Origin of the sequence: Gordonia sp. C13 (assembly GCF_023218005.1) — a bacterium.
Taxonomy (GTDB): Bacteria; Actinomycetota; Actinomycetes; order Mycobacteriales; family Mycobacteriaceae; genus Gordonia; species Gordonia namibiensis.
Window position 1 is genome coordinate 12,757 of the sequence record NZ_JALPSY010000016.1, and the last position, 25,730, is coordinate 38,486.

Sequence of the window (25,730 nt, forward strand, 5' to 3'; positions counted from 1 at the left end):
GCATCGATGTCCTTTCGCTTTTTGACGAGCGGGGCAGTGGTCATGACGGCGGCGGCAACGCTCCTCGTCGCCGGCTGCAGCAGCTCTGACTCTGGTTCCGACGATGGCTCCGGAGGGTCGGCCAGCGCGGCCGTAGAGTCCACTCCCGCACCCCCCGGCCAGGGCCTCGCGCAGAAGCTGGCCTGCAACCCGCCGAAGGCCACGCCGGGCCCCGAGAGCACCGCTCCGCTGAAGATCGGCACGCTGCTTCCCGAGACCGGCTCCCTCGCCTTCCTGGGGCCGCCCGAGGTCGCGGCCGTCAAACTGGCGGTCAAGGACATCAACGCCGCCGGCGGCGTTCTCGACCAGCCCGTCGAACTCGTCACCGGTGACTCCGGCGACACCACCACCGACACGGCGAACGCCACCGTCGACCGCGAACTCAGCGCGGGCACCCAGGTGATCATCGGCGCGGCGTCGTCGTCGGTGTCGCTCAAGGTCATCGACAAGATCGCCAACGCCGGCGCTGTCATGTTCTCGCCGGCGAACACCTCCGACGAGTTCACCTGTTATCAGGACAAGGGTCAGTACTTCCGTACCGCTCCCGCCGATGTCCTGCAGGCACAAGCGCTCTCGCAGATCATGGCCGAGGACGGCGTCCAGCGTGTGTCCATCCTCGCCCTCAACGACCCATACGGAACCGGTTTGGCCGACAACACCGTTCGTGACCTCGAGGCCGCCGGTGTGCCCGCAGACCAGATCCAGAAGATCATCTACGACCCGAACGCCCAGTCGTTCAACGCAGAGGTCGACCAGGTGAAGAACTTCAACCCGGACGGTATCGCTCTCATCGGATTCGAGGAGAGCGCCAAGATCCTCACCCGCATGCACGAGATCGGCATCGGTCCGAGCGACGGCAAACTCGTCTACGGCGTCGACGGCAACATGGGTAACGCTCTGGGCGAGTCGGTGGGCTCGGGACTGCTCGAGGGCATGAAGGGCACCACGCCGCTGACACAGACCAGCGCCGACTTCCAGAAGGCGCTCAAGGAGGTCGACGGCAATCTCATCGACTTCAACTACGCCGGCGAGAGTTACGATGCGGCCGTCCTGAGTGCCCTTGCGGCCACTGCGGCCAAGTCGACCGACGGCCGGTCCATCGCTGCGAACATCATCGGCGTCACGAACGGCGACGAGGACTGTGACTCGTACAAGGCCTGCCTGGATGCGCTGAAGAGCGGCAAGACCATTGCCTACGTCGGCAAGACCGGCAACCTGGCGTTCAACGCCGCCGGTGAGCCCAGCGTCGGCTCGTACGGTGTCCTCGAGTTCGACGGGGACAACAAGCTGCTGACCCCGACCCGCAAGTACGTGTCGGTGGCCGCGCAGTAGTTCACCACAGAACCAGGGACCCTCGGCTCACGAGCCGAGGGTCCCTGCGTTTTTCCGTGGGCGAAAACCTATGCCTTCTTCTCCGAGCTGCCCGCCAGGGTGCCCAGGTAGAGTTCGATGATCTTGGGGTCTTTCGCCAGGTTGTGGCCGGTGTCGGTGTAGGCGTTGCGACCCTGGTCGAGAACGTAACCGCGGTCGCAGATCTGGAGGCAACGGCGAGCGTTCTGCTCGACCATGATGATCGAGACGCCGGTCGCGTTGATCGCCTTGCAACGGATGAACACCTCGTCCTGGAACATCGGGGACAGGCCCGCCGACGGCTCGTCGAGCAGCAGCACCGCCGGGTCCATCATCAGTGCCCGGCCCATCGCGACCATCTGCCGTTCACCGCCGGACAACGCGCCCGCCTTGATCTTTCGACGCTCCGACAACAGTGGGAACAGCTCGGAGACGAACTCGAATCGTTTGGCGAACGTCTTCGGGCGCAGGTACACGCCCATCTCGAGGTTCTCCTCGATCGTCAACGCGGGAAACACATTCTGTGTTTGCGGGACGTATCCCACGCCCTTGTCGACGAGAACATGTGCCTTGGCCGAGGTGATGTCGTCACCGCGCAGGGTGACCGAGCCCTCACGGACCGGGATCAGCCCGAACAGGGTCTTGAGCAGCGTCGACTTACCGGCGCCGTTCGGCCCGATGATGCCCACGATCTCCCCGTCGTTCAGGAAGAAGTTGCACTCCTCGAGGATGTTGATCCCGGGAAGGTAGCCGGCGGTGATGTCGTCGGCCCGCATCAATGCGTTCGTGGCGAGCTTCCGGTGCTCCTCCGGCGTGGCCGCGAGCTGAGCGGGGGTCAGCGCCCCGCCGTTCGATGCCAAGCTCATCACTCGGCCTCCTTCTTGTCGGTGTCGACCTGTCCCGGGGCGACCCGGCCCGGATCGACGGGCGGTAGCTCGACCGGCTCCGAGAGGTCACCACCTTCCTCGAGCGTGGCCTCGATGGCCGCCTCGACCCGCTCGGCGAGGACGGCGGTCGCACCGACGGGTTGACCCCGGTCGTCGAACTCCAGCGCCTGATCGTGATGCCCACCGAGATAGGCGTCGACGACGGCCTCGTTGTCTCCGAGGCGATCCGGCAGGGACTCGGCAATGATCTGGCCCTGGGCCATCACCACCACCCAGTCGCTGATGTCGCGGATGACGTCCATGTCGTGTTCGACGAACACCACCGTGACGCCCTCGTCCCGCAGCGACTTGATGTGTTCGAGCAGACTCTGCGTGAGGGCCGGGTTCACACCTGCCATCGGCTCGTCGAGCATCACGATCTCGGGATCTGTCATCAACGCGCGCGCCATCTCCAGCAGCTTTCGCTGACCACCGGACAGCGAGCCGGCGAAGTCGCTCGCCTTGGCGTCGAGCTTGAACCGCCGCAGTAATTCGTGTGCGCGTTCGGTGATCTCGGCTTCCTGTTTGCGCCAGGTCCACGGTGCGAGGGCGGCGAGGAAGTGTTCGCCGCGCTGGCCGGTGGCGCCGAGCTTGACGTTGTCGAGCACGGACAACTTCGACAGTGCCTTGGTCAGCTGGAAGGTGCGGACCATGCCGCGACGCGCGACCTGGTGCGGGACCATCCGGCCGAGGGATTCACCGTTGAGCGACCATGTACCGGAATCGGGCTTGTCGAAACCGGTGATCAGGTTGAAGAACGTGGTCTTGCCGGCACCGTTGGGACCGATGAGCCCGGTGATCGCGCCACGCTGCACCTCGAGGTGGTCCACCTGGACCGCCTTGATACCGCCGAAGGTGCGGGAGATGTTGTCCACCACGATGATCGGATCGGGTTTCGGCGATCCGGGTGCGGGTGACACCTCCGCGAACAGCCGGGAGCGCTCGGGTGCGGACAGGGTGGTCAGATCGCGACGCGTCGCCCGCGTACCGGCGATGTCGGGGTCGGTCTCGTCGACAACGATCCCGGTGTCGCCCACCGGCGTCGAGGGCTCGTCGTCGTGTGCTGAACGGCGTCCATCATCAGGCATCGAGCTGCACCTCCCTCTTGTTGCCGAGGAGTCCCTGTGGTCGGAACACCATCATCAGGATGATCGCCAGACCCAGCAGCACGTAGCGGATCGCGCCGACCTGCTGTGCCGAGAGGTCCAGGATGGGGTCGTCGCCGGCCGTGGCCTGGCGCAACAACGCGTCGGGGATGGCCAGCAGGAACCAGAACAGCATCGCGCCCACGACCGGTCCGAATACCGTAGCCGCGCCACCGAGAATCAGTGCGCCGTAGGCGAAGAAGGTCTGGGCGGTGGAGTAGAAGTCCGGGTTGATCGATTGCGTGGCCAGTGCGTTGAACACGCCCGCGAGGCCACCGATACAGCCGCCCAGGATGAGCGCCTGCATCTTGAAGAAATAGGCGTTCTTGCCGAGCGACCGGGCCGCGTCCTCGTCCTCGCGGACCGCCTTGAGCACGCGACCCCACGGGCTGTGCACGAGGAGATAGACCATGAGGCACAGGAGCAGGACGACCGACCAGCCCACCACCATCGACCACAGGTCGCCGCCGAGGAACTTGACCCCGAGGAACGAGTACTGCTTGCCGTTGTCGAACGGGCTGACCGAGAAGAAATCGCTGGCGTAGCCGTAGATTCCGTTGGTGGAGTGGGTGAAATCGTCCGACGACGTCGACCGGAACACCAATCGCAGGATCTCCGACGCGGCGATGGTGACGATCGCCAGATAGTCCGCGCGGAGACGAAGTGTCGGGATTCCGAGGACCACCGCGAGCATCCCCGCCGCGGCGATACCCACGATGGCGCCGAGCCAGAGGGGCTGGTCGTAGTTGACGGCCATGATGCCGACGCCGTATCCGCCGAGGAGGGCGAAGGCGATCTGGCCGAAGTTGAGCAGCCCGGCATAGCCGAAGTGCAGGTTGAGGCCGATGGCCAGCAGGGCGTAGAAGATCGCCGACGGGCCGATGAGCTGTGCGAACGCAATCTGTAGCGCCGAGATGATGTCCATGGGTCAGCCGATCCTCGCTCGCGATCCGAGAATGCCCTGGGGCCGGATGGTCAGGATGATGATCAGGATCAACAAACCGCCGATGTACTTCAGGTCGGGGCTGAGGATGTAGGTCGACAACTGCACCAGCAATCCGACGATGAGGCAGCCGAGCAACGCGCCGTAGGCCGTGCCGAGTCCGCCGAGCGTGATGCCCGCGAACATCAGCAGCAGGAGCTTGAATCCCATCTCCCACTGGACGCGGCCGCCGAGCTCCGAGAGCGCGAACATCACGCCGCCGAGGGTCGCCAGGCCGCCGGCCAGCGCCCACACGAACAGGATCACCCGATCGACGTCGATTCCCGACGACTCGGCGAGGTCCTTGTTGTCGGCGACGGCGCGCATGGCCTTGCCGATCCTGGTGCGCTGCAGCAACAGGGCGACGCCGAGGAGCACGACGATGCAGATGACGATGCAGGCGAGATTCACCGGCGTGATCGCGAACGGGCCCGAGCCGATCTGCGTCTGCGCCTGGTAGTCCTTGAACGGTTCGGACCGGTCCGAGAAGAAGATCAGGATCAGATACCGCATCATCAGGGCGAGGCCGATCGACACGACGAGCATGGCGATGAGCCCGGTTCGTCGTCGTCTCAGCGGTCTCCAGAGGCCGAGTTCGTTCAGGATGCCGATGCCGACGCCGACGATGACCGCGAGGATCGTCGCCGGGATGAGCTGCAGCCCGACCTTCACGTTGAACACCCACGCGACCACCGCGCCCAGGGTCACCAGCTCGCCATGCGAGAAGTTGGTCAGGCCTGTTGTCCCGAAGATCAGGCTGAGGCCGACGCCGGTGATGGCGATGATGAGACCGAAACGGATGCCGTCGATGGCCAGACGGGTGAGTTCGGCGACCGCCGAGACCTCCGTGCCGGTCCGCACCTCGCCGAACGAGAAGATGACCGGGCGTGCCGTTCCACCGCTGACGTCGACCGGCAGCTCGGCTTTCTGTACCTCGACATGGTCTGGGAGAGAGTCGGTGTCGACGACGACGGTGTACTTCCCGGGCGGGACCATGATCGACCAGGCGCCGGTCGCCGACGACGTTGCCGTCCCGACGACGGTGCCCGACGCGTCCTTGGCCTCGAGCTTCACCCCCTCGACCTTCTCGGTGCCGTTCCGCAGCACACCGAACACCCGGACCTCGTCGGGCGCGGCGTCGGCCGCCGATGTCCCGAAGAGTCCGCACAGCATCGACGCCGCGATGAACAGCAGTACGGCGAGCGCGGTGCGCCGCGTCGACGCCGATGTGCGACGCCGGGATGGCGGGCGGCGGGACGGTGATCGGGTCTGGCGGGCGGGCTGACACTCGGGACGATGCGCGTGGATCCGATCGGTGCGGTCGTCGGAGACGAGTGCGGCCTGCCGGTCAGGCTCTGTCATCGAGGGTGGTACCTCCTTGTGGACCTGTTCGCCAGTGACATCCATCGGCACGTGACCGGGGGCGATCTGTGCGCGGCCGGTCACCCTGCGGGACATTAGCCGCAGCGTCGTCGCCACGTGACGACAACGACGTTTCCCGGAAGTTACATCTGCTGGGGCGCTGGGCGGCTCCGGTCGACACGAGGTGGTGCCGGCGTCCCCGGCGGGGCCGTACGCTGGTCGGATGGTGCCGGTGACCATCACACAGACGAAAGACGTTGAACTCGCCAGTGCGTTGCTCGCGCAGGCGTTCGCCGACGACCCGGTGACGGTATGGATGGATCCGGACACCTCTCGGCACCGCGCGGTGTTCCGGACGCTGCTCGTCCACATCCACGGGAAGGCGTCGACGATCGACCTGGCGATGCGCGACGGGCAACCGGTCGGTGTGGCCGCATGGGATCCGCCCGGGCACAAGATCTCGACGCGGGCCCAGCTCGTGTCGTCCTGGGAGTTCCTCCGGACCCTCGGACCGCGGATCGGCCGCGGGATCAAGCTCGAGGCCGAGTTCGCCAAGCACCGGCCGAAGGAACCGCACTGGTACCTGGGCCAGATCGGCGCGCCGCTCAAGGGGGCCGGCATCGGCACGGCGCTCCTGCAGCACCGGCTCGAGCAGATCGACGGACCGGCCTACCTCGAGAGTTCCAACGCACTCAACGTCCCGCTGTACGAGCGGTTCGGTTTCCAGGTCACCGAGGAGTTCGAACTGCCGCTCGACGGCCCGAAGGTCTGGGCGATGTATCGGCCGATGTGACGCCCGGCCGCCACCCCTCCGACCGCGGTGTCTGCCGACCTCGGGCGGGGCGGGTCCGGGTGTCGGGACGGATCACTAGACTCAGCGACTGTGAGTCCAGCGCAGAGTTCCCCGGCAGCCACCCGTACCGGAAGCAAGGGCAAGACCAAACAACCGGTTCTCATGCTCCTCGACGGGCATTCCCTGGCATACCGGGCGTTCTTCGCGCTTCCGGCCGAGAACTTCAAGACGGCCACCGGGCAGACCACCAACGCGGTCTACGGCTTCACCTCGATGCTCATCAACCTGCTGCGCGACGAGGAACCCACGCACATCGCGGCCGCCTTCGACGTCTCGCGTAAGACGTTCCGTTCGGAGATGTTCCCCGAGTACAAGGCGCAGCGCTCCAAGTCGCCCGACGAGTTCAACGGGCAGGTCGACCTCACCAAGGAGGTCCTCGACGCGCTGGGCGTCACGGTCATGGCGATCGAGGGCTTCGAGGCCGACGACATCATCGCCACCCTCGCGACCCAGGCGCGCGAACAGGGCTTCAAGGTCCTGATCGTCACCGGCGACCGCGACTCGCTGCAGCTGGTCGATCCGTCGACCACCGTGCTGTACCCGCGCAAGGGAGTCTCGGACCTCACCCGCTTCACTCCTGAAGAGGTGGAGAAGAAGTACGGTCTCACCCCCGCCCAGTACCCCGACTACGCGGCCCTGCGCGGCGACCCCAGCGACAACCTGCCCGGCATCCCGGGTGTGGGGGAGAAGACCGCGTCGAAGTGGATTCGCGAGTACGGGTCGCTGGCCTCGCTCGTCGATCACGTCGACGAGGTGAAGGGCAAGGTCGGCGATGCGCTGCGCGCGAATCTGGCCTCGGTGCAGACCAACCGTCAGCTCACCGAACTCATCCGCGACATGCAGCTTCCCGCGGGCCCCGAAGACCTCGCGATGGTCGGCTGGGATCGCGACCGCATCCACCAGCTCTTCGACGACCTCGAGTTCCGCGTGCTGCGCGACCGACTGTTCTCGACCCTGAGCTCGGTCGAGCCGGAGGCCGAGGCGGGGTTCGATCTCGACGGTTCGGTCCTCGGCGCCGGCGAGGTCGCGGGATGGCTGAACGAACACGCTCGGACCGGCCGAACCGGTCTCGCGGTGACCGCGCCGCACGTCGTCGTGGGGTCCGACCCGACCGGGCTGGCGATCGCGGCGGCCGACGGCACGTCGGCGTATGTCGACGTGACCACCCTGACGCCGGAAGACGATGCAGCGCTGGCCAACTGGCTCGCCGACCCGCAGGCGCTCAAGGCCGTACACGAGGCCAAGTGGGCGGTACACGCGCTCCGCTCGCGCGGGTGGAAGCTCGACGGCGTGACCAGCGACACCTCGCTGGCCGCATACCTCGTCCGCCCCGGGCAGCGGACCTTCAACCTCGACGACCTCGCCCTGCGCTACCTGCGCCGTGAGCTGCGCGCCGACACCGGTGCGGGGGATGGCCAGATGTCGCTGCTCGACGACGACACCGAGGGCAAGGTCGCCGAACAGCACATGCTCGAGGCGCGCGCGGTGCAGGAGCTCGCCGACACCCTCGACACCGAACTCGACCGCATCGACTCCAAGCCGCTGCTCACCGAGATGGAGTTGCCGCTGTCGTTCGTGCTCGCCGACCTCGAGGCCGCCGGCATCGCCGTCGACGTCGACCACTTCAACGCGCTGGCACAGATGTTCAACGACCGCATCCGTGCGGCCGCCGAGTCCGCCTACGAGGTCATCGGCGAACAGATCAACCTCGGTTCGCCGAAACAGCTGCAGACCGTGCTCTTCGACAAACTCGACATGCCGAAGACCAAGAAGACCAAGACCGGTTACACCACTGACGCCGACGCGTTGCAGTCGTTGTACGAGAAGACCCAGCATCCTTTCCTCGCCCACCTTCTCGAACACCGCGACGCCACGCGGCTGAAGGTCACCGTCGACGGTCTGCTGAAGTCGGTGGCCGACGACGGTCGCATCCACACGACCTTCAACCAGACCATCGCCGCCACCGGACGCCTGTCGTCGACGGAGCCGAACCTGCAGAACATCCCGGTCCGCACCGAGGCCGGACGTGAGATCCGTCGCGGCTTCGTCGTGGGGACGGATCAGGCGTCGGGCGTGAACTACGACTGCCTGATGACCGCCGACTACAGCCAGATCGAGATGCGGATCATGGCGCACCTGTCGGAGGACGAAGGTCTGATCGAGGCCTTCAACACCGGCGAGGACCTGCACAACTTCGTCGGATCGCGTGCTTTCGGGGTGCCGATCGACGAGGTGACCACCGAGATGCGTCACCGCGTCAAGGCCATGTCGTACGGACTTGCCTACGGCCTCAGCGCTTTCGGGCTCGCCGCACAGCTGAAGATCAGCCGCGACGAGGCCAAGGACCAGATGGAGGCATACTTCGCGCGGTTCGGTGGTGTGCGTGACTACCTGCACGACGTGGTCGCCGAAGCCCGGCGCAACGAGTACACCGCGACGCTGTTCGGCCGCCGGCGTTACCTGCCCGATCTGAACAGCGACAACTGGCAACGACGCCAGTCCGCGGAGCGGATGGCGCTCAACGCGCCCATCCAGGGTACGGCCGCCGACATCATCAAGGTCGCGATGATCAACGTGCACAAGCGTTTCCTCGCCGAGAAGCTCACTTCGCGGGTACTGCTGCAGGTCCACGACGAACTGGTGGTCGAGGTAGCGGCAGGCGAGCGCGACGCGGTCGAGGCCGCGGTGCGCGAGGAGATGGGCAACGCCATCACGCTGTCGGTCCCGCTCGAGGTGTCGGTCGGGTTCGGTCGGTCCTGGGACGACGCGGCCCACTGATGGTCTCGTCGCCCAGGCGGGTCGGCGTTCTCACCGGCGACGGTATCGGTCTCGAGATCGTGCCCGCCGCCATCACGGTCGCCGATGCGGCCGCCGCGGCCGAGGACTTCCGGATCGACTGGGACGAACTCCCGTTCGGCGCCGCCGCCATCGCCTCGCACGGCGACCCGGTTCCCGGGACGACTCTGTCGGCGCTCGACGATCTGGGTCTCTGGATCGTCGGACCGCACGATTCGGCGTCGTATCCGCCCGAGCACAGCAGCCGGACCCCGGGCGCAGTACTGCGCACCCGGTACGGGCTCTTCGCGAATCTTCGTCCTGCCAAGGCGTTTTCGGGGGTGCCGGCGACCGCGCCCGGCATCGATGTGCTGATCGTCCGGGAGAACTCCGAGGGCCTGTACGCCGACCGCAACATGACAGTCGGGAGCGGTGAGTTCATGCCGACCCCCGATGTCGCGCTGGCCGTGGGGCTCGTGACCCGCGCGGCGAGTGAGCGCATCGCACGGGTCGCCTTCGAAGCCGCACGCGCCCGCGCGGCGTCGGGGGGCCCGGCTCGGGCGACCATCGTGCACAAGGCGAATGTGCTGCGCCTGACGACCGGGCTGTTCCGCGACGCATGCCGGGAGGTCGGCAAGGAGTTCCCCGACGTCGAGATCACCGAACAACACGTCGACGCCGTGGCGGCGCTGCTCGTGCGCCGCCCCGCCGACTTCGACGTCGTCGTCACCGAGAACCTCTTCGGCGACATCCTGTCGGATCTGGCCGGCGAGCTCGCCGGCTCGCTCGGCATCGCCGGTTCGGTCAATTGCTCGACGACCCAGGTGATGGCACAGGCAACGCATGGTGCCGCCCCCGACATCGCCGGACGCGGTGTCGCCAACCCGGTCGCCATGATCGCGTCGGTGTCGATGGGGTTCCGGCGGTTCGGGCTGATGACCGACGACCCGGCCCTCGTCGCTGCGGCCGACCGGATCGATTCCGCGGTCGCCGACACCCTCGCGGCCTCGATCGCGACCGCTGACCTGGGCGGGACGGCGTCGACCAGCGAGTTCGCCTACGAGGTGGCGCGGCGGACCGGTGTCGCGTGACGCGCGCGTGGACATGCGTGAACTCCCGGTAGCCAGCCGCCGAGGCCGGTGCAAACTACAGTGAGTTGGTCTGATCAGGTGATCTGTACGTCATCGAAGGGATGTGTTGTGGAACGGGCCTCGACGCGGGTCGACCAGCGCTGTGTCCGGTCGCGCGTGGCCCAACTGCTCGGCGTGTTCCTCACGTTCGCGGTCATCCTCACCGGATGTGTGAACAACGAGGAACGGGAACGCGCCAACCAGGTAACGCCGATCAATGTCGACGTGGAGAAGGTGCCGGCGATCGCGGCGCTCGTACCACCTGAGATCGCGCGCACCGGGCGTCTGGTGGTCGGCGTCAACGTGCCCTATCAACCCAACGAGTTCAAGGGGCCGGACGGCAAGATCATCGGCTACGACGTCGACCTCATGAACGCCGTCGGCAAGGTGCTCAATCTGCTACCGGTGTACAAGGAATCGCAGTTCGACACCATCATCCCGTCGGTCCAGGCCGGCACCTATCAGGTGGGGATGTCGTCGTTCACCGACACTCTCGAGCGGGAGAAGCAGGTCGACTTCGTGACCTACTACAGCGCAGGCGTGCAGTGGGCGCAGTCCGCGGACTCCGACGAGATCATCGACCCGGCGAATGCGTGCGGCCGGCGGGTTGCCGTGCAGACCACGACCTACGAGGACACCGACGAGATCCCGGCCAAGAGTGCCGAATGCGTCGCGAAGGGTCTCCGGCCGATCGACAAGGTGAAATTCGACAGCCAGGACGAGGCGGTCAACGCCCTGATCCTCGGTCGGGTCGAGGCGATGTCGGCCGACTCACCGGTCACCGCCTACGCCATCAAACGCACCAACGGAAAGCTGAAGGCGGCCGGTGAACTGTTCGATTCGGCGCCGTACGGATGGGCGGTGCGCAAGGGCTCACCGCTGGGACCTGCGATGCAGAAGGCGGTCCAGTACCTGATGGACAACGGACAGTACGAAGAGATCGCGGCCAACTGGGGCCTGCAGGAGGGCATGATCGATGTCTCCGTCATCAACGGGGCGGTGAGTTGAGATGACCTCACCGCAGACCGACACCACCACGGCCGGCGAGCCCGAACCGATCAAGGCGGTACCGCTCCGCAGACCGGGTCAATGGGTCGCCGCCGTCATCATCCTCGTGCTGGCGGGGCTCTTCATCTACGGAGCCGCCACCAACAAGGCCTACGCGTGGGGCACCTACGCGCGATACATGTTCGACCAGCGCGTGTTGTCCGGCGTCGGATACACCCTGGCCCTCACGGTGCTCGCGATGACCATCGCGATCGTCCTCGGCGTCGCGCTCGCCATCATGCGCCTCTCGCCGAACCCGGTGCTGCGCGGCACCGCCTGGGTGTACCTGTGGATCTTCCGTGGGACTCCCGTCTACGTGCAGCTCGTCTTCTGGGGGCTGTTCCCCGCGATCTACAAGCAGATCGACGTCGGCATCCCGTTCGTCCACCAGTTCGCGTCCTTCGACATCCAGACGCTCAACGCCGCTTTCCTGTTCGCGGTCATCGGCCTCGCTCTCAACGAGGCCGCCTACATGGCCGAGATCGTGCGCGCAGGTGTCTCATCGGTCGGCGAGGGTCAGTCCGAGGCGTCGATCGCTCTGGGCATGTCGTGGGCGCAGACCATGCGCCGCACCGTGTTGCCGCAGGCGATGCGGGTGATCATCCCGCCCACCGGCAATGAGCTGATCTCCATGCTCAAGACGACCAGCCTCGTGGCGGCGGTTCCGCTGACCCTCGACCTCTACGGGCGCGTGCGTGACATCTCCGGCGTCAACTTCGAGCCGATCCCGCTGCTGCTCGTCGCCTCCACCTGGTACCTCGTCGTCACCAGCATCCTGATGGTCGGCCAGTACTACGTGGAGCGCTACTACTCGCGGGGTGCCACCCGTGCACTGACCGCACGCCAACTCAAGGCGATGGCCGACGGACAGACCGCCGCGGCCGACGACCTCCCGGACGGACCGGGAGCCGGCCGCACGACCGGGGGAGAGAACGCATGAGTTCCGCCGAGACACCGATGGTCCTCGCCGACCGGGTGTGCAAGAGCTTCGGTTCGGTCCAGGTCCTCAAGGGCATCTCGCTCGAGGTCGCCAAGGGCGAGGTGACGTGTCTGATCGGCCCGTCGGGCTCGGGCAAGTCGACGTTCCTCCGGTGCGTCAACCATCTCGACGTCGTCAACGCCGGCCGCCTCTACGTCGACGGCGACCTGATCGGCTACCGCGAACGCAACGGCAAGCTCTACGAGATGAGTGCCAAAGACGCTGCCGCGCAACGCCGCGACATCGGCATGGTGTTCCAGCATTTCAATCTGTTCCCGCACCGGACGGCTCTCGAGAACGTTATCGAGGCACCGATCCAGGTGAAGAAGGAGCAGCGGTCGGCGGCGATCGAACGCGCCGAGTACCTGCTGGAGCGGGTCGGTCTGTCCGACCGTGCCGACGCCTACCCGGCGCAGCTGTCGGGCGGTCAGCAGCAGCGCGTCGCGATTGCCCGCGCTCTCGCGATGGAACCCAAGCTCATGCTCTTCGACGAGCCGACCTCGGCGCTCGACCCCGAACTCGTCGGCGACGTCCTCAAGGTGATGCGTGAACTCGCCGCGTCGGGCATGACCATGATGGTCGTGACCCACGAGATGGGCTTCGCGCGCGAGGTCGCCGACCAGCTGGTCTTCATGGACGGCGGCGTCGTCGTGGAGAAGGGCGACCCACGCGAACTCCTCGCGAACCCGCAGGAGGAGCGGACGCGGGAGTTCCTGTCCAAGTTGCTCTGAGACTCGAAGTTGCTCTGAGAAGCCGGGCGTATCCGCGGTTATCCGGGCTTGTGGCTGCAGAAGATCGCGGTGCCGGGGAAGTAGCGTCCGCGGAACGGGCTCCACTGGCCCCATTCGCGGTCGTGGTCGTCTGGCCACTCGGGTTCGACGATGTCGTCGAGGACGAACCCGGCGGCGCGTAGTTCGCGGACGCGGTCGCCGATGGTTCGATGATGTTCGACGTAGGTGATCTGCCCGTTCGGATCGGTCTCGGTGTACGGCGTGCGGTTGAAGTAGGGGATTCGTACGGTCAACCCCTCGGGGCCGGGGTCGTCGAGGAACATCCAGCGCATCGGGTGGTTGACCGCGAAAACCCAACGGCCACCGGGCTTCAGGACCCGCGCGACCTCGGCCATGACGCCGGCGGAGTCGGCGACGAAGGGGATTGCCCCGAACGCGGAGCAGACGGTGTCGAAGGACTCGTCGGCGAAGGGCAGGGTCTCGGCGGTCGCCTGGATCAGCGGCACGCGCACCTCGTCGGCGTCCATGGCGTCGAGACCGATCCCGAGCATGCGCCGGGACAGGTCGACGCCGACGGCACGAGCGCCGTGAGCGGCGAGCCAGCGGGCGCACGGCGCTGAGCCGCAACCGATCTCGAGGATCGTACGGCCCTCGATCTCGCCGAGGAGTCCGGCCTCGGACTCGCGGACGCCCTCCGGGCACCAGACGAAGTCACCACCACCGGTGTACGTGCCGAGGAAGGCGCCGTGCTCGTCGTGGTAGTTCTCCGCGTCGTGGTCCCACCACCAACGGCTTGCTCGGTCACTCGTCGCGGAGTCGACGTCGCCCAGGATGCGCGGCGGCCTCACGGAGGTCTCCTGCGCGGTGGTGCTCTCGCGGTCGTCGTCGGTCGGCATGCTGCGATGATATTGCTCGGGGTCGGTCGACGAGCCAACCGGTGCCGGGAGCGGAGCGAGCGGGCCGAATGTCAACCGGTGCGGAGTTCGTAGAACCGGAAGAAGGCGAAGTCCTCGATCGGCAGCACCTCGACGCTCCGGAAACCGGCCTGTTCGGCGTAGGACCGCAGGGTCGAGGGGCGCATGACGGTGCCGGTGGCGGCCGACGGCGGTGAACTCATCGAGTCGGGTAGGCAGACGAACAGCGAGAACCCGTACATGAGTTTGTCGAGTTCGTCTGCGGGACCGGAGAACTTGTCGGACACTGCTTCGTCCATGACGATCATCGGTGCCCCGGGCGCGAGAGCCTGCCGCGCCGCGGTGAGAACCTCGACGGGCCGGGGCATGTCGTGGAGGCATTCGAAGGCGAAGGCGGCGTCGAACGGGCCGCGCCGAGTGGCTTCCTCTCCGCCGGCGATCTCGAAGTGCACCCGGTCGGCATGCCCGGCGGCCTCGGCGTTCCGCCGCGCCATCTGCACGGAATCGGCGTCGATGTCGAGGCCGATGAGCCTGGCGTCGGGGTAGGCACGGGCGAGTGCGATCGTCGAGTATCCGGCGCCGAACCCGATGTCGAGGACCTGGGCACCTGGTCGGGACAGAAGTTCGTGAATGTGGGGCACACCGGCGAGAGCGGGTGCGAGTCGGGACTCGAACCACGGCCGGTTGAGGGCGGCCTGCGATTCGCGTGCGTCGGTGCCGAACTGTTCCCAACTGACACCTCCGCCGGTGCGGTAGGCGTCGAGCAGTTCCGGCAACCGGCCGAACGACGCGGCGAACATCCGCGGTAGCGCACCGAGATAGTTGAGACTGGCGGTATCGGTGAGGACTTCGGCGACACCGGGGGAGATGTCGAATGTCGTTGTGGTCCCGGACATGTCGGCCTCGAGGATGCCGTAGGCGGCCTGCATCTCGAGCCATTCGCGCGCGTACCGTGCGTCGGTGGCGGTCCGGGCGGCGAGGTCATCAGCGGTCAGTGGGCCGTGATCGGCGAGGGATCGGTACCAGCCGAGGCGCTCCCCGAGGTAGACGCTCATCGTTTCCGCGGTTGCCAGGGTGGAGGTGAGGAATCGCTCGGCGAATTCGTCGGCGGTCGGTGCCGCGGAGACGACTCCGGTGCGGTCTGCGTTCGTACTGTCTGCGTCCTGCCCGGGAGGTGGGGTGCTGTCGGGGGTGATCGTCATTCTGGAACGATGTCAGCGTCGGCTCACGGACCGGTCACGGAGCGGTTCCGACTCGGGTCCCATCCCTGCAGGTCAGCAGGCCCGGCCGGCGACCACGTACTCGGTTCCGGCGTCGGGATCCCAGCGTCGCAACGTGGTGAAGGTGCAGACGCGGTCGGGTTCACCCAGTGGTTCGAGCGTGGCGAGTGCCTCGCCGACCTGGTGGTAGGTGAGGCGGCGGCCCAGGGTGATGTGCGGGGTCCATCCGCCCGGCTCGACATGGGCAAAGGTGCTCGGGTTGTCGATCCCGGCCGCGACGTCGTCCGGGTGAACCGTGTGACCGCGAACCGTGCGTGACACCTGGGCGTGAAGCGACAGCAGCTCGGCCCCGGGGACGACGAGCAATGCCAGGGTGTGGCGGGAGCCGTGACCGAACACGACTGGTGCCCCGATGATGCATCGCAACGGTAGGCGCTGAGCGGCGCCACCGAGGGCGGCGTCGGCGGCGGAGGTGATGTGGCGCGCCGCCAGGAGGGTGACGTGTGGACGGTTGGTGTCCGAGCGCACGCGCTGCGCGCTGGGAAGGCCGACTCCGGCGAGCGCCGACCAGCGGCGCCGCACCCAGGCGTCGGTGTCGTCGTCGGGTAACAACTCGATCGAATGTACCACGGATGTAGTCAACCAGAGCTCCCGTGCAGCGCCCGGCGGTTCGGTTCACGATCGCCGGCAGGCGAGCGACGTGTCTGCCTTCCGTGACTCCAGGGCTCTCGACGCTGGCTGTGTTCGACCAGGTCAGAGCTGACAGCAACTTCCCAGTTTCACCGCACCGTTTCCGAAGGTTCATCTGATGAAGTGGACGAGTTCCGAACGGGTGATCTGCGGCCGCCGAGCGTGTGGCCGCCGAGGAGAAGCGTGGGAATCACGAGCTGGTTCAAACGGGCCGGCGGTGACGAATCATCGACCGACGGGGACCCGCCCACACCTGCACGCGCGTCCGGCTTCCAGGAGACCGCCAGCAGACTCCACGCCTTCAATCGCTACGAGATCAAGTACTTCGTCGACGAGATGCGCGTGCCTGAACTGCGTCGAGAGTTGGCTGCGCGTATGGACTCCGACCCGCACTCTCCGGTAGGTGGATATCCGGTCACGTCCCTGTACTACGACACCCCGGATCTGCGCTTCTACTGGGAGAAGATCGAAGGACTCAAGTTCCGACGGAAGCTGCGGATGCGGCTGTACGGCGATCCCGCGGCATGCACCGAGGAGACCCCGGTGCAGATCGAGATCAAACAGCGGGTCAATCGCGTCACCCAGAAACGACGCACCGCCATGCCCTACGGCATCGCGCGGAGCTGGCTCGACGACCGTCAGATGATCGAATGCGACGACTCGCAGAGGCCGTTCGTCGAAGAGGTCACCACACTGATCGGAAACCTCGACCTCCGGCCGACGGTCACCACCGGATATCTACGTGAGGCCTTTGTCGGTCGCGACGCCGATCTCGGACTCCGGGTGACCATCGATCACAAGGTGCACGGTCGTGACGGCGACTTCTACTTCGGTTCGAAAGCCCAGAACCGCTTCACGATCCCACCGCGCCTGGCGATCGTCGAACTCAAAGCCAACGAACGGGTGCCGTACTGGGCCACCGACCTGACCGCCCGGATGGACATGTCGGTGATCCGGGTGTCCAAGTACTGCCAGTCGATCCAGGCCTTCGGGTTGGCGCCGAGGTCGATTGTCGGTGCACCGGAACTGATCATCCTGCCGGGCGAACACGACCGGGTGCCCGACGACCTTTTCAGCACGCTCTAGACAATTGCTGAAAGCAGACAATGAACTTCGAGATCCAAGACCTCAGTGGCACATTCACCACCCTCGACATCATCGTGTCGCTATCGCTGTCCTTTGTCCTGTCGGCGATCATCGGCTGGGTCTACCGGCTGACCCACAAGAACGTCTCCTACAGCCAGTCCTATGTCCAGACCCTGGTGATCGTCGGCATGGTGGTGTCGCTGATCATGCTCGTGGTCGGATCGAACATCGCCCGGGCGTTCGCGCTCGTCGGCGCGTTGTCTGTGGTGCGATTCCGCAACGCCATCAAGGAACCCGCGACGTCGGCTTCATCTTCCTGGTCATGGCGATCGGCATGACCACCGGTACCCGCTTCTATGTCCTGGCGATCGCGGCCACCGTCGCGATCTGCCTGGTGATGGTGCTGATGAGCAAGTTCAACTGGTTCAAACTCGACGTCCAGCGTCAGGTCGTCAAGGTCCAGGTTCCGCCGGAACCCGAGTACACCGCCCGCGTCGAGGACGTATTGATCGACAAGTGCAAGGAATTCGAGCTCGTGTCCACCGAATCCGTTCGCTCCGGGGCCTTGTCGGAGCTGTATTACACGGCCCAGCTGAAGAAGGGCACCAAGCCGGGTGAGCTGATCTCCGCGCTGAGCGTGGTCAACACCGGACAGCGCGTCACCGTGCTGACCGGTTACGACCAGACGGACATCTGACAGCGATGCCCGACAGTCCCGACGACCGTACTCCCGCGGCTCCCGCAGAAACCGCGCGTCCGACTCCACCACGTGCGCGGTTGCGACACCGTATCCCACGGTCGCTCCGCCAGCACTGGAAGTGGCCGGTGGCGTTCGTCGTCTTCGTCCTCGTGATGGCAACGGTGTTCGGCGGGTGGAAGATCCGGCCGTTCATCACCGGGGACGCGGATGTCATCGCCTCGGAGATCACGACGAACGTCGCCGGGAACGTCGACCTGTTCGATCCGTCGGTCTCCCACGAGCTGACCATCGACATGACCGATGCGGAGTACCGGTCGCTGCTGTCGTCGTTCGAGAAGGACGGCAGCAAGGACTGGGTCGCCGCCGACGTCGTGATCGACGGCACCCGTCTCGACGACGTGGCTGTCCGACTCAAGGGCAATTCGACGCTGATGGGTCTGCGCGGCGGAGGATTCGGTCCGGGTGGGGATCGGACGGGGGGGTCCGCCGGGGCCTCCCGGAGGAGCAGACGTGGTACCGGGACAGGCGCCGCCAGGGTTCGATCCCGCCGCACTCGATCCCGCCGCACTCGATCCCGCCGCCATGGAACGGATGCGTAAGACGATGACGCAGGTGTCGAAAGACGACCCGACCTCGTTGCCCTTGCTGCTCAGTTTCGACGAGTATTTCGACGGTCGCGCATATCAGGGCATGACCGAACTGTCGGTGCGGCCGGGGAGTCCGGTCGTGAACGAGGCGACCGCGCTGTCCGTGACAGCCCAGACCGGCCAGGCGTCGCAGCGCTACGGTTACGTCACCTACTCGATCAACGGCAGCGCCACCGCCAGCAAGCTGGTCCTCGAGCACCCTGACGCCAGTTATGCAGAGAGCCTCTTCGACTCGAAGGGATACCTCTACAAGGCCGATGCGAACTCGAGGCTGAAGTACGTCGGGGACGACCAGTCCGACTACGCCGAGCAGTTCGTACAGATCAACTCGGTCGGCAACGGCAATCTTCAGCCGGTCATCAACCTCGCCCGCTGGCTCGACTCTGCCGACGACCGGGAGTTCGCCGAAGAACTCGACCAGTGGGTCGACGTGAAGTCCTTCGCGCGCTACGTGGCGACGCAGAATCTGCTGGGCAACGGGGACGACATGAGCGGGCCGGGCCAGAACTATTACCTCTGGTACGACCTCGAGTCGAAGAAGTTCACCGTCGTCTCCTGGGATCTCAATCTCGCGATGAACGGGGACCCCGGTGCCGAACCCGACGACGAGGTCTCCATCGGACCCATGGGCGGCCGCCGCGGACAGCAGCCGCCCGGCTCCGGTGGCCCGCAGCCCGCGGCAGACGGCAAGCAGCCGGCGGCAGACACCATGTCTCCGCCCGAGGGAGCAGGACCCGGCGGGGCGCGACCGCCAGCTCTGCGTGACGTCAAGAACCCGTTGAAGACCCGTTTCCTCGCCGCGGCGACCGAACCTGGGGGAGCATTCGTCGATCTGTACCGCTCCACCTACTGGGAGCTGTACGACCAGATCTACGCCGACGGGCTCGCCGACTCGGTACTCGACGGTGTCGCGGAAGCCGTGCCGGTCACCGACAAACTGTCGGCGGGCGACCGAGAGGAAGCGGTCGAATCGCTGCGGTCGTGGATCGCGGATCGCACCGCGGCGCCCGCGTCACAGCGTGATTAGCCACCGATGCGGTGCAGAATGTGACCACACACTCTTGTCGACGCGCTCGAAGGGGAACGGATCACTACCGTCCGGCGTGTCGGTCGTCACTCACAGGAGTTCGTCACAGGCTGTGCGGGAGGGGCCGTCTCAAGGGCATTTGCCCAGCACAATCCCGCTGGAGTAGGCTTGGAGAACGCGCGTGCGCTCGATGACGCGCGACAGGCACACGCCCCGATCGAAATGCTTCTGATCAGGGGTTTTGTGCCGATCAATACGTCAAGCACTGTACCTACTACACACCTGTCCGGAGCAACTCAACATATGTCGTCCCCCACGATCACCTCGCCGCAAGTAGCCATCAATGACATTGGCACTGCCGAGGACTTTCTCGCCGCCATCGACTCCACGATCAAGTACTTCAACGATGGCGACATCGTCGAGGGCACCATCGTCAAGGTCGATCGGGACGAGGTTCTGCTCGACATCGGTTACAAGACCGAAGGCGTCATTCCTTCGCGCGAACTGTCGATCAAGCACGATGTTGACCCCAACGAGGTCGTCAACGTCGGTGACGAGGTCGAGGCCCTGGTCCTCACCAAGGAGGACAAAGAAGGCCGTCTGATCCTCTCCAAGAAGCGTGCGCAGTACGAGCGGGCTTGGGGCACCATCGAGGAGCTCAAGGAGAAGGACGAGGCCGTCAAGGGCACCGTCATCGAGGTCGTCAAGGGCGGCCTGATCCTGGACATCGGCCTGCGCGGCTTCCTCCCGGCATCGCTCGTGGAGATGCGTCGCGTCCGCGATCTGCAGCCGTACATCGGCAAGGAGATCGAGGCCAAGATCATCGAGCTCGACAAGAACCGCAACAACGTGGTCCTGTCGCGTCGTGCATGGCTCGAGCAGACCCAGTCCGAGGTCCGCAGCGAGTTCCTGCACCAGCTGCAGAAGGGCCAGGTCCGCAAGGGCGTCGTGTCCTCGATCGTCAACTTCGGTGCGTTCGTCGATCTCGGCGGCGTCGACGGTCTGGTCCACGTCTCCGAGCTGTCCTGGAAGCACATCGATCACCCGTCCGAGGTCGTCGCCGTGGGCGACGAGGTCACCGTCGAGGTCCTCGACGTCGATCTGGACCGCGAGCGTGTTTCGCTGTCGCTCAAGGCCACCCAGGAAGATCCGTGGCGTCAGTTCGCCCGCACCCACGCGATCGGTCAGATCGTCCCGGGCAAGGTCACCAAGCTGGTGCCGTTCGGTGCGTTCGTCCGCGTCGACGAGGGCATCGAGGGTCTGGTCCACATCTCCGAGCTGGCCGAGCGCCACGTCGAGGTCCCGGACCAGGTCGTCGCCGTCAACGACGATGCGATGGTCAAGGTCATCGACATCGACCTCGAGCGTCGTCGTATCTCGCTGAGCCTCAAGCAGGCCAACGAGGACTACACCGAGGAGTTCGACCCCTCGAAGTACGGCATGGCCGACAGCTACGACGAGCAGGGCAACTACATCTTCCCCGAGGGCTTCGACGCCGAGACCAACGAATGGCTCGAAGGCTTCGAGAAGCAGCGTGAGGCATGGGAGGCCCGGTACGCCGAGGCCGAGCGTCGCCACAAGATGCACACCGCCCAGATGGAGAAGTTCGCCGCTGCCGCAGCCGAGGCTGCCAACGCCCCGACCGACTACTCGTCGGCCTCGGAGAGCCGCGGTGGCTCGTCGAACACCGGTGGCGCTTCCACCGGCGGTTCGCTGGCCAGCGACGAGCAGCTCGCCGCTCTGCGCGAGAAGCTGTCGGGCAACGCCTGATAGCACTGCTCCCGCAGTAGATCTGCACTGAGCACACGAAAGCCCTCCCGGGATTCCCGGGAGGGCTTTTCGTTTGCTGTCGGACAATCCGCCGCCCACTGGGTACGGTGTTGATCTCGTACGCCGTACGGAGAGGAGGTGCACCATGTCGACAGCCGACGATGTCCGGACACTGGTTCGCTTGCTGTGGCGTGGACGCGGGGAACCGCAGGCGCCCAGGCGTGGTCCGCGCCAACGGGTCACCGTCGACGAGGTCGTCGGCAAGGCGATCGCGCTCGCCGACGAGCGCGGACTGGCCGCGGTGTCGATGCGGACTCTCGCCGCCGAGCTCGGCGTCGGCCCGATGACCCTCTACACCTACGTGCCCACGCGAGACGTCCTGGTCGCGCTCATGGTGGACCATGTCGCCGGCGACCCGATGCCCGGCCCGGCCTCGACCGTCCGGCAATCCCTCGCCGAGATCGCACACCATCTGCGCGCCGAATACCTGGCGCATCCCTGGCTGATCGACGCCAATCCGTGGCGACAGGTTCTCGGCCCCCATCGCCTCGCGCGCTACGAACGCCAGCTCGAAGTACTCGAACCGCTGGACATCTCGGACCTCGACCGCGACCACATCCTCGGTCTCCTGTCCGCCTTCGTGACCGGCAATGCCCGGGAGGCGCTGGCAGCCGATGCGGCGGTGGCCGACAGCGGCATGACCGACGTGGAGTGGTGGGAGGTTGTCGCACCCGAACTCGACGCGGTGATACCCGACGGGGAGTTCCCGCTTGCCGATCGCGTGGGAACCGTTGCGGGCGAGCATCATCAGGCGCCGGGAGCTCCCGACGAGGTGTTCGATTTCGGCCTCGAGCGACTCCTCGACGGGTTGGCGCCGCTGATCGGGGAGGACTGACTCCATTCACAACGTCGGCAACCATGCGTTGTTGACAATCATTTTCATTAGACGGTTGACTGTCCGAGTGCTATCACCTCGAACAACTCTGACCCGTTCCCTGGCGCTGCTCGCGGCGTCCTCCATCGCGCTCGTCGCCTGCGGCGACACCGAGCAGGCGGCCCCGCCCGCCGAATCCTCGAGCGGACCCGCGGAACAGCAAAGCGCGACACCGCGACTCGCACTCAGCTACGACGGCGGGATCCTCGTGCTCGACGCCACCTCGCTCGATCAGGTCGCCGACCTTCCCGTCGACGGATTCGTCCGGCTGAACAGCGCAGGCAACGGGCGGCACGTCTTCGTCTCCGAGGCCGACGGGTTCCGGGTCCTCGACGCCGGCACCTGGACCAAGGCGCACGGCGACCACGGTCACCACTACACGACCCAGCCCTCGCTCACCGGGATGCGTTTCGGCGGAACCGAACCCGGACACGTCGTGGTCCACGACTCGCGTATCACTCTGTTCAGTGACGGCACCGGGCAGGTCGACATCGTCGAACCCGCGGAACTGCTGCGCGGCAATCCGGTGGCCACCACGTTCACGGTCCCGCAACCCCATCACGGTGTGGCCGTGTTCCGCGGCGACGGATCGGTCGTCGTCACGCGCGGCGACGAGGAATCGCGCAGTGGTATCGCGATCCTGGACAAACAGCGGAACGAGATCGCACGCAACGACGAATGCCCCGGCGTGCACGGCGAGGCCGCCGCAGCCGACGGTCGCCTGACCTTCGGCTGCGAAGACGGCATCCTGATCGTCGACGGCAACAACATCCGCAAGGTGGCCAGCCCGGATCCATACGGCCGCATCGGGAACCAGGCCGGCGACCACGGTTCCCCGGTCGTGCTGGGGGATTACAAGAGCGACGAGGGCGCCGAACTCGAACGGCCGACACGCTTTTCGCTGACCGACACCCGAACGGGCGACCTCCGACTGGTCGACCTCGACGCCTCCTACAGCTTCCGGTCGCTCGAACGTGGCCCCGGCGGGTCCGCGGTGATCCTCGGGACCGACGGCGCGCTACACGTCTTCGACGCGCAATCCGGGAACCGCACCGCCCGCATCCCGGCGATCGGGGAGTGGGCCGAACCCGACGAATGGCAGTCGCCGATGCCCAATGTCGTGGTGCAGGACCGCATCGCGTACGTCAGTGAACCCGCGTCGAAGAAGATCGTCGCGGTCGATCTGAACATGGGCGAGAAGGTCGGCGAGGCCACCCTGCCGCACGAGACCATCGAACTCGTCGCGGTCACCGGCTGAGCCGGCACGACACACGGGGCGCCGGTGTGCACCGGTCAGGAACCTGTTTGCCAGACTGGTGGCGTGATCAGGCTTGGACTGACCGGTGGCATCGGCGCCGGCAAATCGACCGTGGCGAAGACTTTCGTCGAACGAGGCGCGTACATCATCGACGCGGACAAGATCGCCCGCGAGGTGGTGGAACCCGGTTCGGAAGGTCTCGCCGGACTCGTCGAGGCCTTCGGCTCGGACATCCTGGCCGCCGACGGCAGCCTCGACCGTCCGGCTCTCGCGGCAAAGGCATTCGTCGACGAGGAGTCGCGCAAGACGCTGAACGGGATCACCCACCCGCTGATCGGTGCGCGCACGCAGGAACTGCTCGCGGCGGCCCCCGACGACGCCATCGTCGTCCAGGACATCCCCCTGCTGGTCGAGAACCACACTGCGCCGTTCTTCCATCTCGTGGTGATCGTGTTCGCCGACGCCGACGTCCGACTGCATCGCCTCACGACGATGCGCGGCGTCGACGAGGCCGACGCGCGTGCTCGGATCGCCGCGCAGGCCACCGACGAGCAGCGTCGTGCGGTCGCCGACGTCTGGCTGGACAACTCCGGAACGGCCGATGATCTCGCTGCTGCCGCGGCGCGGGTCTGGGACGATCGGCTGGTGCCGTTCGAGGCCAACGTCCGCGCGCGCCGGGTCGCTGATCCGGTCTCCGAACTCATTGCCGCCGAACCGAATCCGGATGGTCCGGCGGGGCGTCTGGTCAATCGGCTGTGGGCGATCGCCGGGGAGCGGGCGACCGCCGTCGAGATCACCGACGCGGCGAAGGTCGAGCTCCGGATCACCGCGCGTGACGACGCCGCGTCCGCAGATCTCGTCGATCTTCTTGCCGACGGCGGGTTCGCGCCCGCCGGTCCCGGTGTTCACGGTTCCTGCGATCCGGGGCGGCCCGCGACAGTTCGGGTCACAACCGACTGAGGGGCCAAACTGAGGTGACATCCACGCGGGCGGGCCGCACCGTGACGATCTACAACGCCAGGCCCACCGCCGTCGAGGTCACCCCGACCTGGCGGCCCTCGGCCCCCGGACGGTACGTGCTCGCCGCGAACCTCGACGGGGTGGTCAAGACGCGGACCGTCGACGTGGGGACGGGAGTGCAACTGCCGCAATTCATCCGGAACGGCGCGTGTTTCGTGCTGCCCACCTACTGAGTCCGTCGTCGGCCGTCCTGCCGAATCACCGCGCGTGATCGGGGCGATGGTCCCGGAAGAACACCACGCCGCCGACCGCGTCGTCGAGCCAGGCCTGTACATCGTTGCCGTGTGCGGCCGCCCCGACGAGCGCGCGGGTCGCGATCTCGACGGCCTCCACGCACTGGTCGTTGTCGAGCAGTCCGCAGCGGTGCGCTTCGAAGACCTCGTCGACGTCGATGAGTTCCAATGGTGATCCCGGAACGTCGACGAGGTCGAGGTACCAGTCCTCTGCGTACCAGCGGCCGTGTTCGTCGGGACCGGAGAACCGGCCGATGTCGAGGTAGAGGCGCTGATCCGCCCGATACCCGCCCTGGTAGTGGAAGATGTTGGCGCGCAAACCCAGTGAGGGGAGAAGCCACGACTCGAGATGGTCGAACTTGGGGTGGCCCGGTGCGGAGCGCGACATGTAGAGGCCGTAGTCGGTGACGCGGTACTCCTCGACCTCCCGGATGAATCCCTTGTTGTCGGTGTTCGTCATCGCGGGCACATCGAAGACCTCCCGCTTGGGCGGGTGCATCGAGTGGGGTCCGGCCGGCGCGGTCGTCATGGGACCGCTGTTGCTCGTCATTCCCCGAATGTAGTTCGGCCGGCAGCCGATCTCAGGGTGAACATGGGAGATGTTCCCCGATGTGCGCACCACCCCGTCGGGCTTCTTAATCCACCGCTGGGTCCTGGTGAAGTTCCTCATCACGGGCTGGCTGTCGGTGGCCAAGCCGTGGTCTCGCGTGCCCGGCAGGCCGCGGGTGAAGGCGCCGGTACCGGGTCCGCGGGTCGTCCCGTTCGCGCTGATCGGGGACATCGCGTTGTTCGCGGTGACCGGCCGGCCGATTCCGGTGTGTTCGTCCGTCGTGCTGCTCTGGGCGCTCGTCGGGCGGCGGGCCGCAGACCGCGCGGGAACACTCGTGTCGTAGTGCGCGTTTACCCTGGCAC

General features: G+C 66.3%; 22 protein-coding genes and 2 pseudogenes. 16 read left to right on the forward strand and 8 right to left on the reverse strand.

Annotation, left to right across the window (positions count from 1 at the left end):
* Positions 1-6 precede the first annotated feature (6 nt).
* Positions 7-1,371: an ABC transporter substrate-binding protein gene (locus M1L58_RS13840; RefSeq protein WP_248659323.1), complete on the forward strand. Its 1,365-nt coding sequence runs from the start codon at positions 7-9 to the stop codon at positions 1,369-1,371.
* Positions 1,372-1,439: 68 nt separating this feature from the next.
* Here M1L58_RS13840 and M1L58_RS13845 read toward each other — a convergent pair whose 3' ends face one another.
* The 4 genes from M1L58_RS13845 to M1L58_RS13860 are packed head-to-tail and all read right to left on the reverse strand — an operon-like array spanning position 1,440 to position 5,804.
* Entirely contained in the window at positions 1,440-2,255 is an 816-nt protein-coding gene (locus M1L58_RS13845; RefSeq protein WP_248659324.1) for an ABC transporter ATP-binding protein, read from the reverse strand.
* Positions 2,255-3,403, reverse strand: a complete 1,149-nt coding sequence (locus M1L58_RS13850) for an ABC transporter ATP-binding protein (protein WP_248659325.1) — start codon at positions 3,401-3,403, stop codon at positions 2,255-2,257. Before M1L58_RS13850 ends, M1L58_RS13845 begins: the two co-directional genes overlap by 1 nt.
* Entirely contained in the window at positions 3,396-4,385 is a 990-nt protein-coding gene (locus tag M1L58_RS13855; protein ID WP_248659326.1) for a branched-chain amino acid ABC transporter permease, read from the reverse strand. Before M1L58_RS13855 ends, M1L58_RS13850 begins: the two co-directional genes overlap by 8 nt.
* 3 nt (positions 4,386-4,388) lie before the next feature.
* Positions 4,389-5,804 (reverse strand): ABC transporter permease subunit, encoded by a 1,416-nt coding sequence (locus M1L58_RS13860; RefSeq protein WP_248659327.1) that lies wholly within the window; start codon positions 5,802-5,804, stop codon positions 4,389-4,391.
* Between the two features lie 223 nt (positions 5,805-6,027).
* Between M1L58_RS13860 and M1L58_RS13865 the strand changes: the two genes are divergently transcribed.
* From M1L58_RS13865 to M1L58_RS13890, 6 genes are all read left to right on the forward strand, one after another.
* Positions 6,028-6,597, forward strand: a complete 570-nt coding sequence (locus tag M1L58_RS13865; RefSeq protein WP_248659328.1) for a GNAT family N-acetyltransferase — start codon at positions 6,028-6,030, stop codon at positions 6,595-6,597.
* 90 nt (positions 6,598-6,687) lie between these two features.
* Positions 6,688-9,435, forward strand: a complete 2,748-nt coding sequence (gene polA / locus M1L58_RS13870) for a DNA polymerase I (RefSeq protein WP_248659329.1) — start codon at positions 6,688-6,690, stop codon at positions 9,433-9,435.
* Positions 9,435-10,523 carry an isocitrate/isopropylmalate dehydrogenase family protein gene (locus M1L58_RS13875; protein WP_248659330.1) on the forward strand — a complete coding sequence of 363 codons (1,089 nt, stop codon included), beginning with the start codon at positions 9,435-9,437 and terminating at the stop codon, positions 10,521-10,523. The genes polA and M1L58_RS13875 overlap by 1 nt, the downstream gene beginning before the upstream one ends.
* A gap of 108 nt (positions 10,524-10,631) precedes the next feature.
* A complete protein-coding gene (locus M1L58_RS13880; RefSeq protein WP_248659331.1) occupies positions 10,632-11,570 on the forward strand; it encodes an ABC transporter substrate-binding protein in 939 nt (312 codons plus the stop codon).
* A gap of 1 nt (position 11,571) precedes the next feature.
* A complete protein-coding gene (locus M1L58_RS13885; RefSeq protein WP_006867705.1) occupies positions 11,572-12,549 on the forward strand; it encodes an amino acid ABC transporter permease in 978 nt (325 codons plus the stop codon).
* A complete protein-coding gene (locus M1L58_RS13890) occupies positions 12,546-13,319 on the forward strand; it encodes an amino acid ABC transporter ATP-binding protein (protein WP_006867706.1) in 774 nt (257 codons plus the stop codon). The genes M1L58_RS13885 and M1L58_RS13890 overlap by 4 nt, the downstream gene beginning before the upstream one ends.
* 38 nt (positions 13,320-13,357) lie before the next feature.
* On the opposite strand, the gene M1L58_RS13895 is transcribed toward M1L58_RS13890, so the two are convergent.
* From M1L58_RS13895 to M1L58_RS13905, 3 genes are all read right to left on the reverse strand, one after another.
* On the reverse strand, positions 13,358-14,215 hold the full coding sequence (locus M1L58_RS13895; RefSeq protein ID WP_248659332.1) for a class I SAM-dependent methyltransferase: 858 nt from the start codon (positions 14,213-14,215) through the stop codon (positions 13,358-13,360).
* 71 nt (positions 14,216-14,286) lie between these two features.
* Complete coding sequence (locus M1L58_RS13900) at positions 14,287-15,435, reverse strand: class I SAM-dependent methyltransferase (RefSeq protein WP_248659333.1); 1,149 nt, start codon at positions 15,433-15,435, stop codon at positions 14,287-14,289.
* A 72-nt stretch (positions 15,436-15,507) separates the two neighbouring features.
* Positions 15,508-16,083, reverse strand: coding sequence for a 2'-5' RNA ligase family protein (locus tag M1L58_RS13905; protein WP_248659334.1), 576 nt, complete (start codon positions 16,081-16,083; stop codon positions 15,508-15,510).
* Positions 16,084-16,326: 243 nt separating this feature from the next.
* Here M1L58_RS13905 and M1L58_RS13910 point away from each other — a divergent pair, with 243 nt between their 5' ends.
* The 8 genes and pseudogenes from M1L58_RS13910 to M1L58_RS13945 all read left to right on the forward strand — a co-directional run bounded on the left by M1L58_RS13910 (position 16,327) and on the right by M1L58_RS13945 (position 24,758).
* The gene (locus M1L58_RS13910; RefSeq protein WP_248659335.1) at positions 16,327-17,229 is read left to right on the forward strand and encodes a polyphosphate polymerase domain-containing protein; all 903 of its coding nucleotides are present in this window, start codon (positions 16,327-16,329) and stop codon (positions 17,227-17,229) included.
* Between the two features lie 20 nt (positions 17,230-17,249).
* Positions 17,250-17,926, forward strand: a pseudogene (locus tag M1L58_RS13915) (DUF4956 domain-containing protein).
* A 5-nt stretch (positions 17,927-17,931) separates the two neighbouring features.
* Positions 17,932-19,603, forward strand: a pseudogene (locus tag M1L58_RS13920) (CotH kinase family protein).
* A 303-nt stretch (positions 19,604-19,906) separates the two neighbouring features.
* Positions 19,907-21,373, forward strand: coding sequence for a 30S ribosomal protein S1 (rpsA, locus tag M1L58_RS13925; protein WP_005201078.1), 1,467 nt, complete (start codon positions 19,907-19,909; stop codon positions 21,371-21,373).
* Positions 21,374-21,518: 145 nt separating this feature from the next.
* Positions 21,519-22,268, forward strand: coding sequence for a TetR/AcrR family transcriptional regulator (locus M1L58_RS13930; protein ID WP_248659336.1), 750 nt, complete (start codon positions 21,519-21,521; stop codon positions 22,266-22,268).
* 67 nt (positions 22,269-22,335) lie between these two features.
* Positions 22,336-23,565 (forward strand): zinc metallochaperone AztD, encoded by a 1,230-nt coding sequence (gene aztD / locus M1L58_RS13935; RefSeq protein WP_248659337.1) that lies wholly within the window; start codon positions 22,336-22,338, stop codon positions 23,563-23,565.
* 63 nt (positions 23,566-23,628) lie between these two features.
* A complete protein-coding gene (gene coaE, locus M1L58_RS13940) occupies positions 23,629-24,525 on the forward strand; it encodes a dephospho-CoA kinase (protein ID WP_248659338.1) in 897 nt (298 codons plus the stop codon).
* Positions 24,526-24,539: 14 nt separating this feature from the next.
* A complete protein-coding gene (locus tag M1L58_RS13945) occupies positions 24,540-24,758 on the forward strand; it encodes a hypothetical protein (RefSeq protein WP_248659339.1) in 219 nt (72 codons plus the stop codon).
* Positions 24,759-24,783: 25 nt separating this feature from the next.
* On the opposite strand, the gene M1L58_RS13950 is transcribed toward M1L58_RS13945, so the two are convergent.
* Entirely contained in the window at positions 24,784-25,368 is a 585-nt protein-coding gene (locus M1L58_RS13950; RefSeq protein WP_248659340.1) for a DUF402 domain-containing protein, read from the reverse strand.
* Positions 25,369-25,417: 49 nt separating this feature from the next.
* Between M1L58_RS13950 and M1L58_RS13955 the strand changes: the two genes are divergently transcribed.
* A complete protein-coding gene (locus tag M1L58_RS13955) occupies positions 25,418-25,711 on the forward strand; it encodes a hypothetical protein (protein WP_248659341.1) in 294 nt (97 codons plus the stop codon).
* The last annotated feature ends 19 nt before the right edge of the window (positions 25,712-25,730 follow it).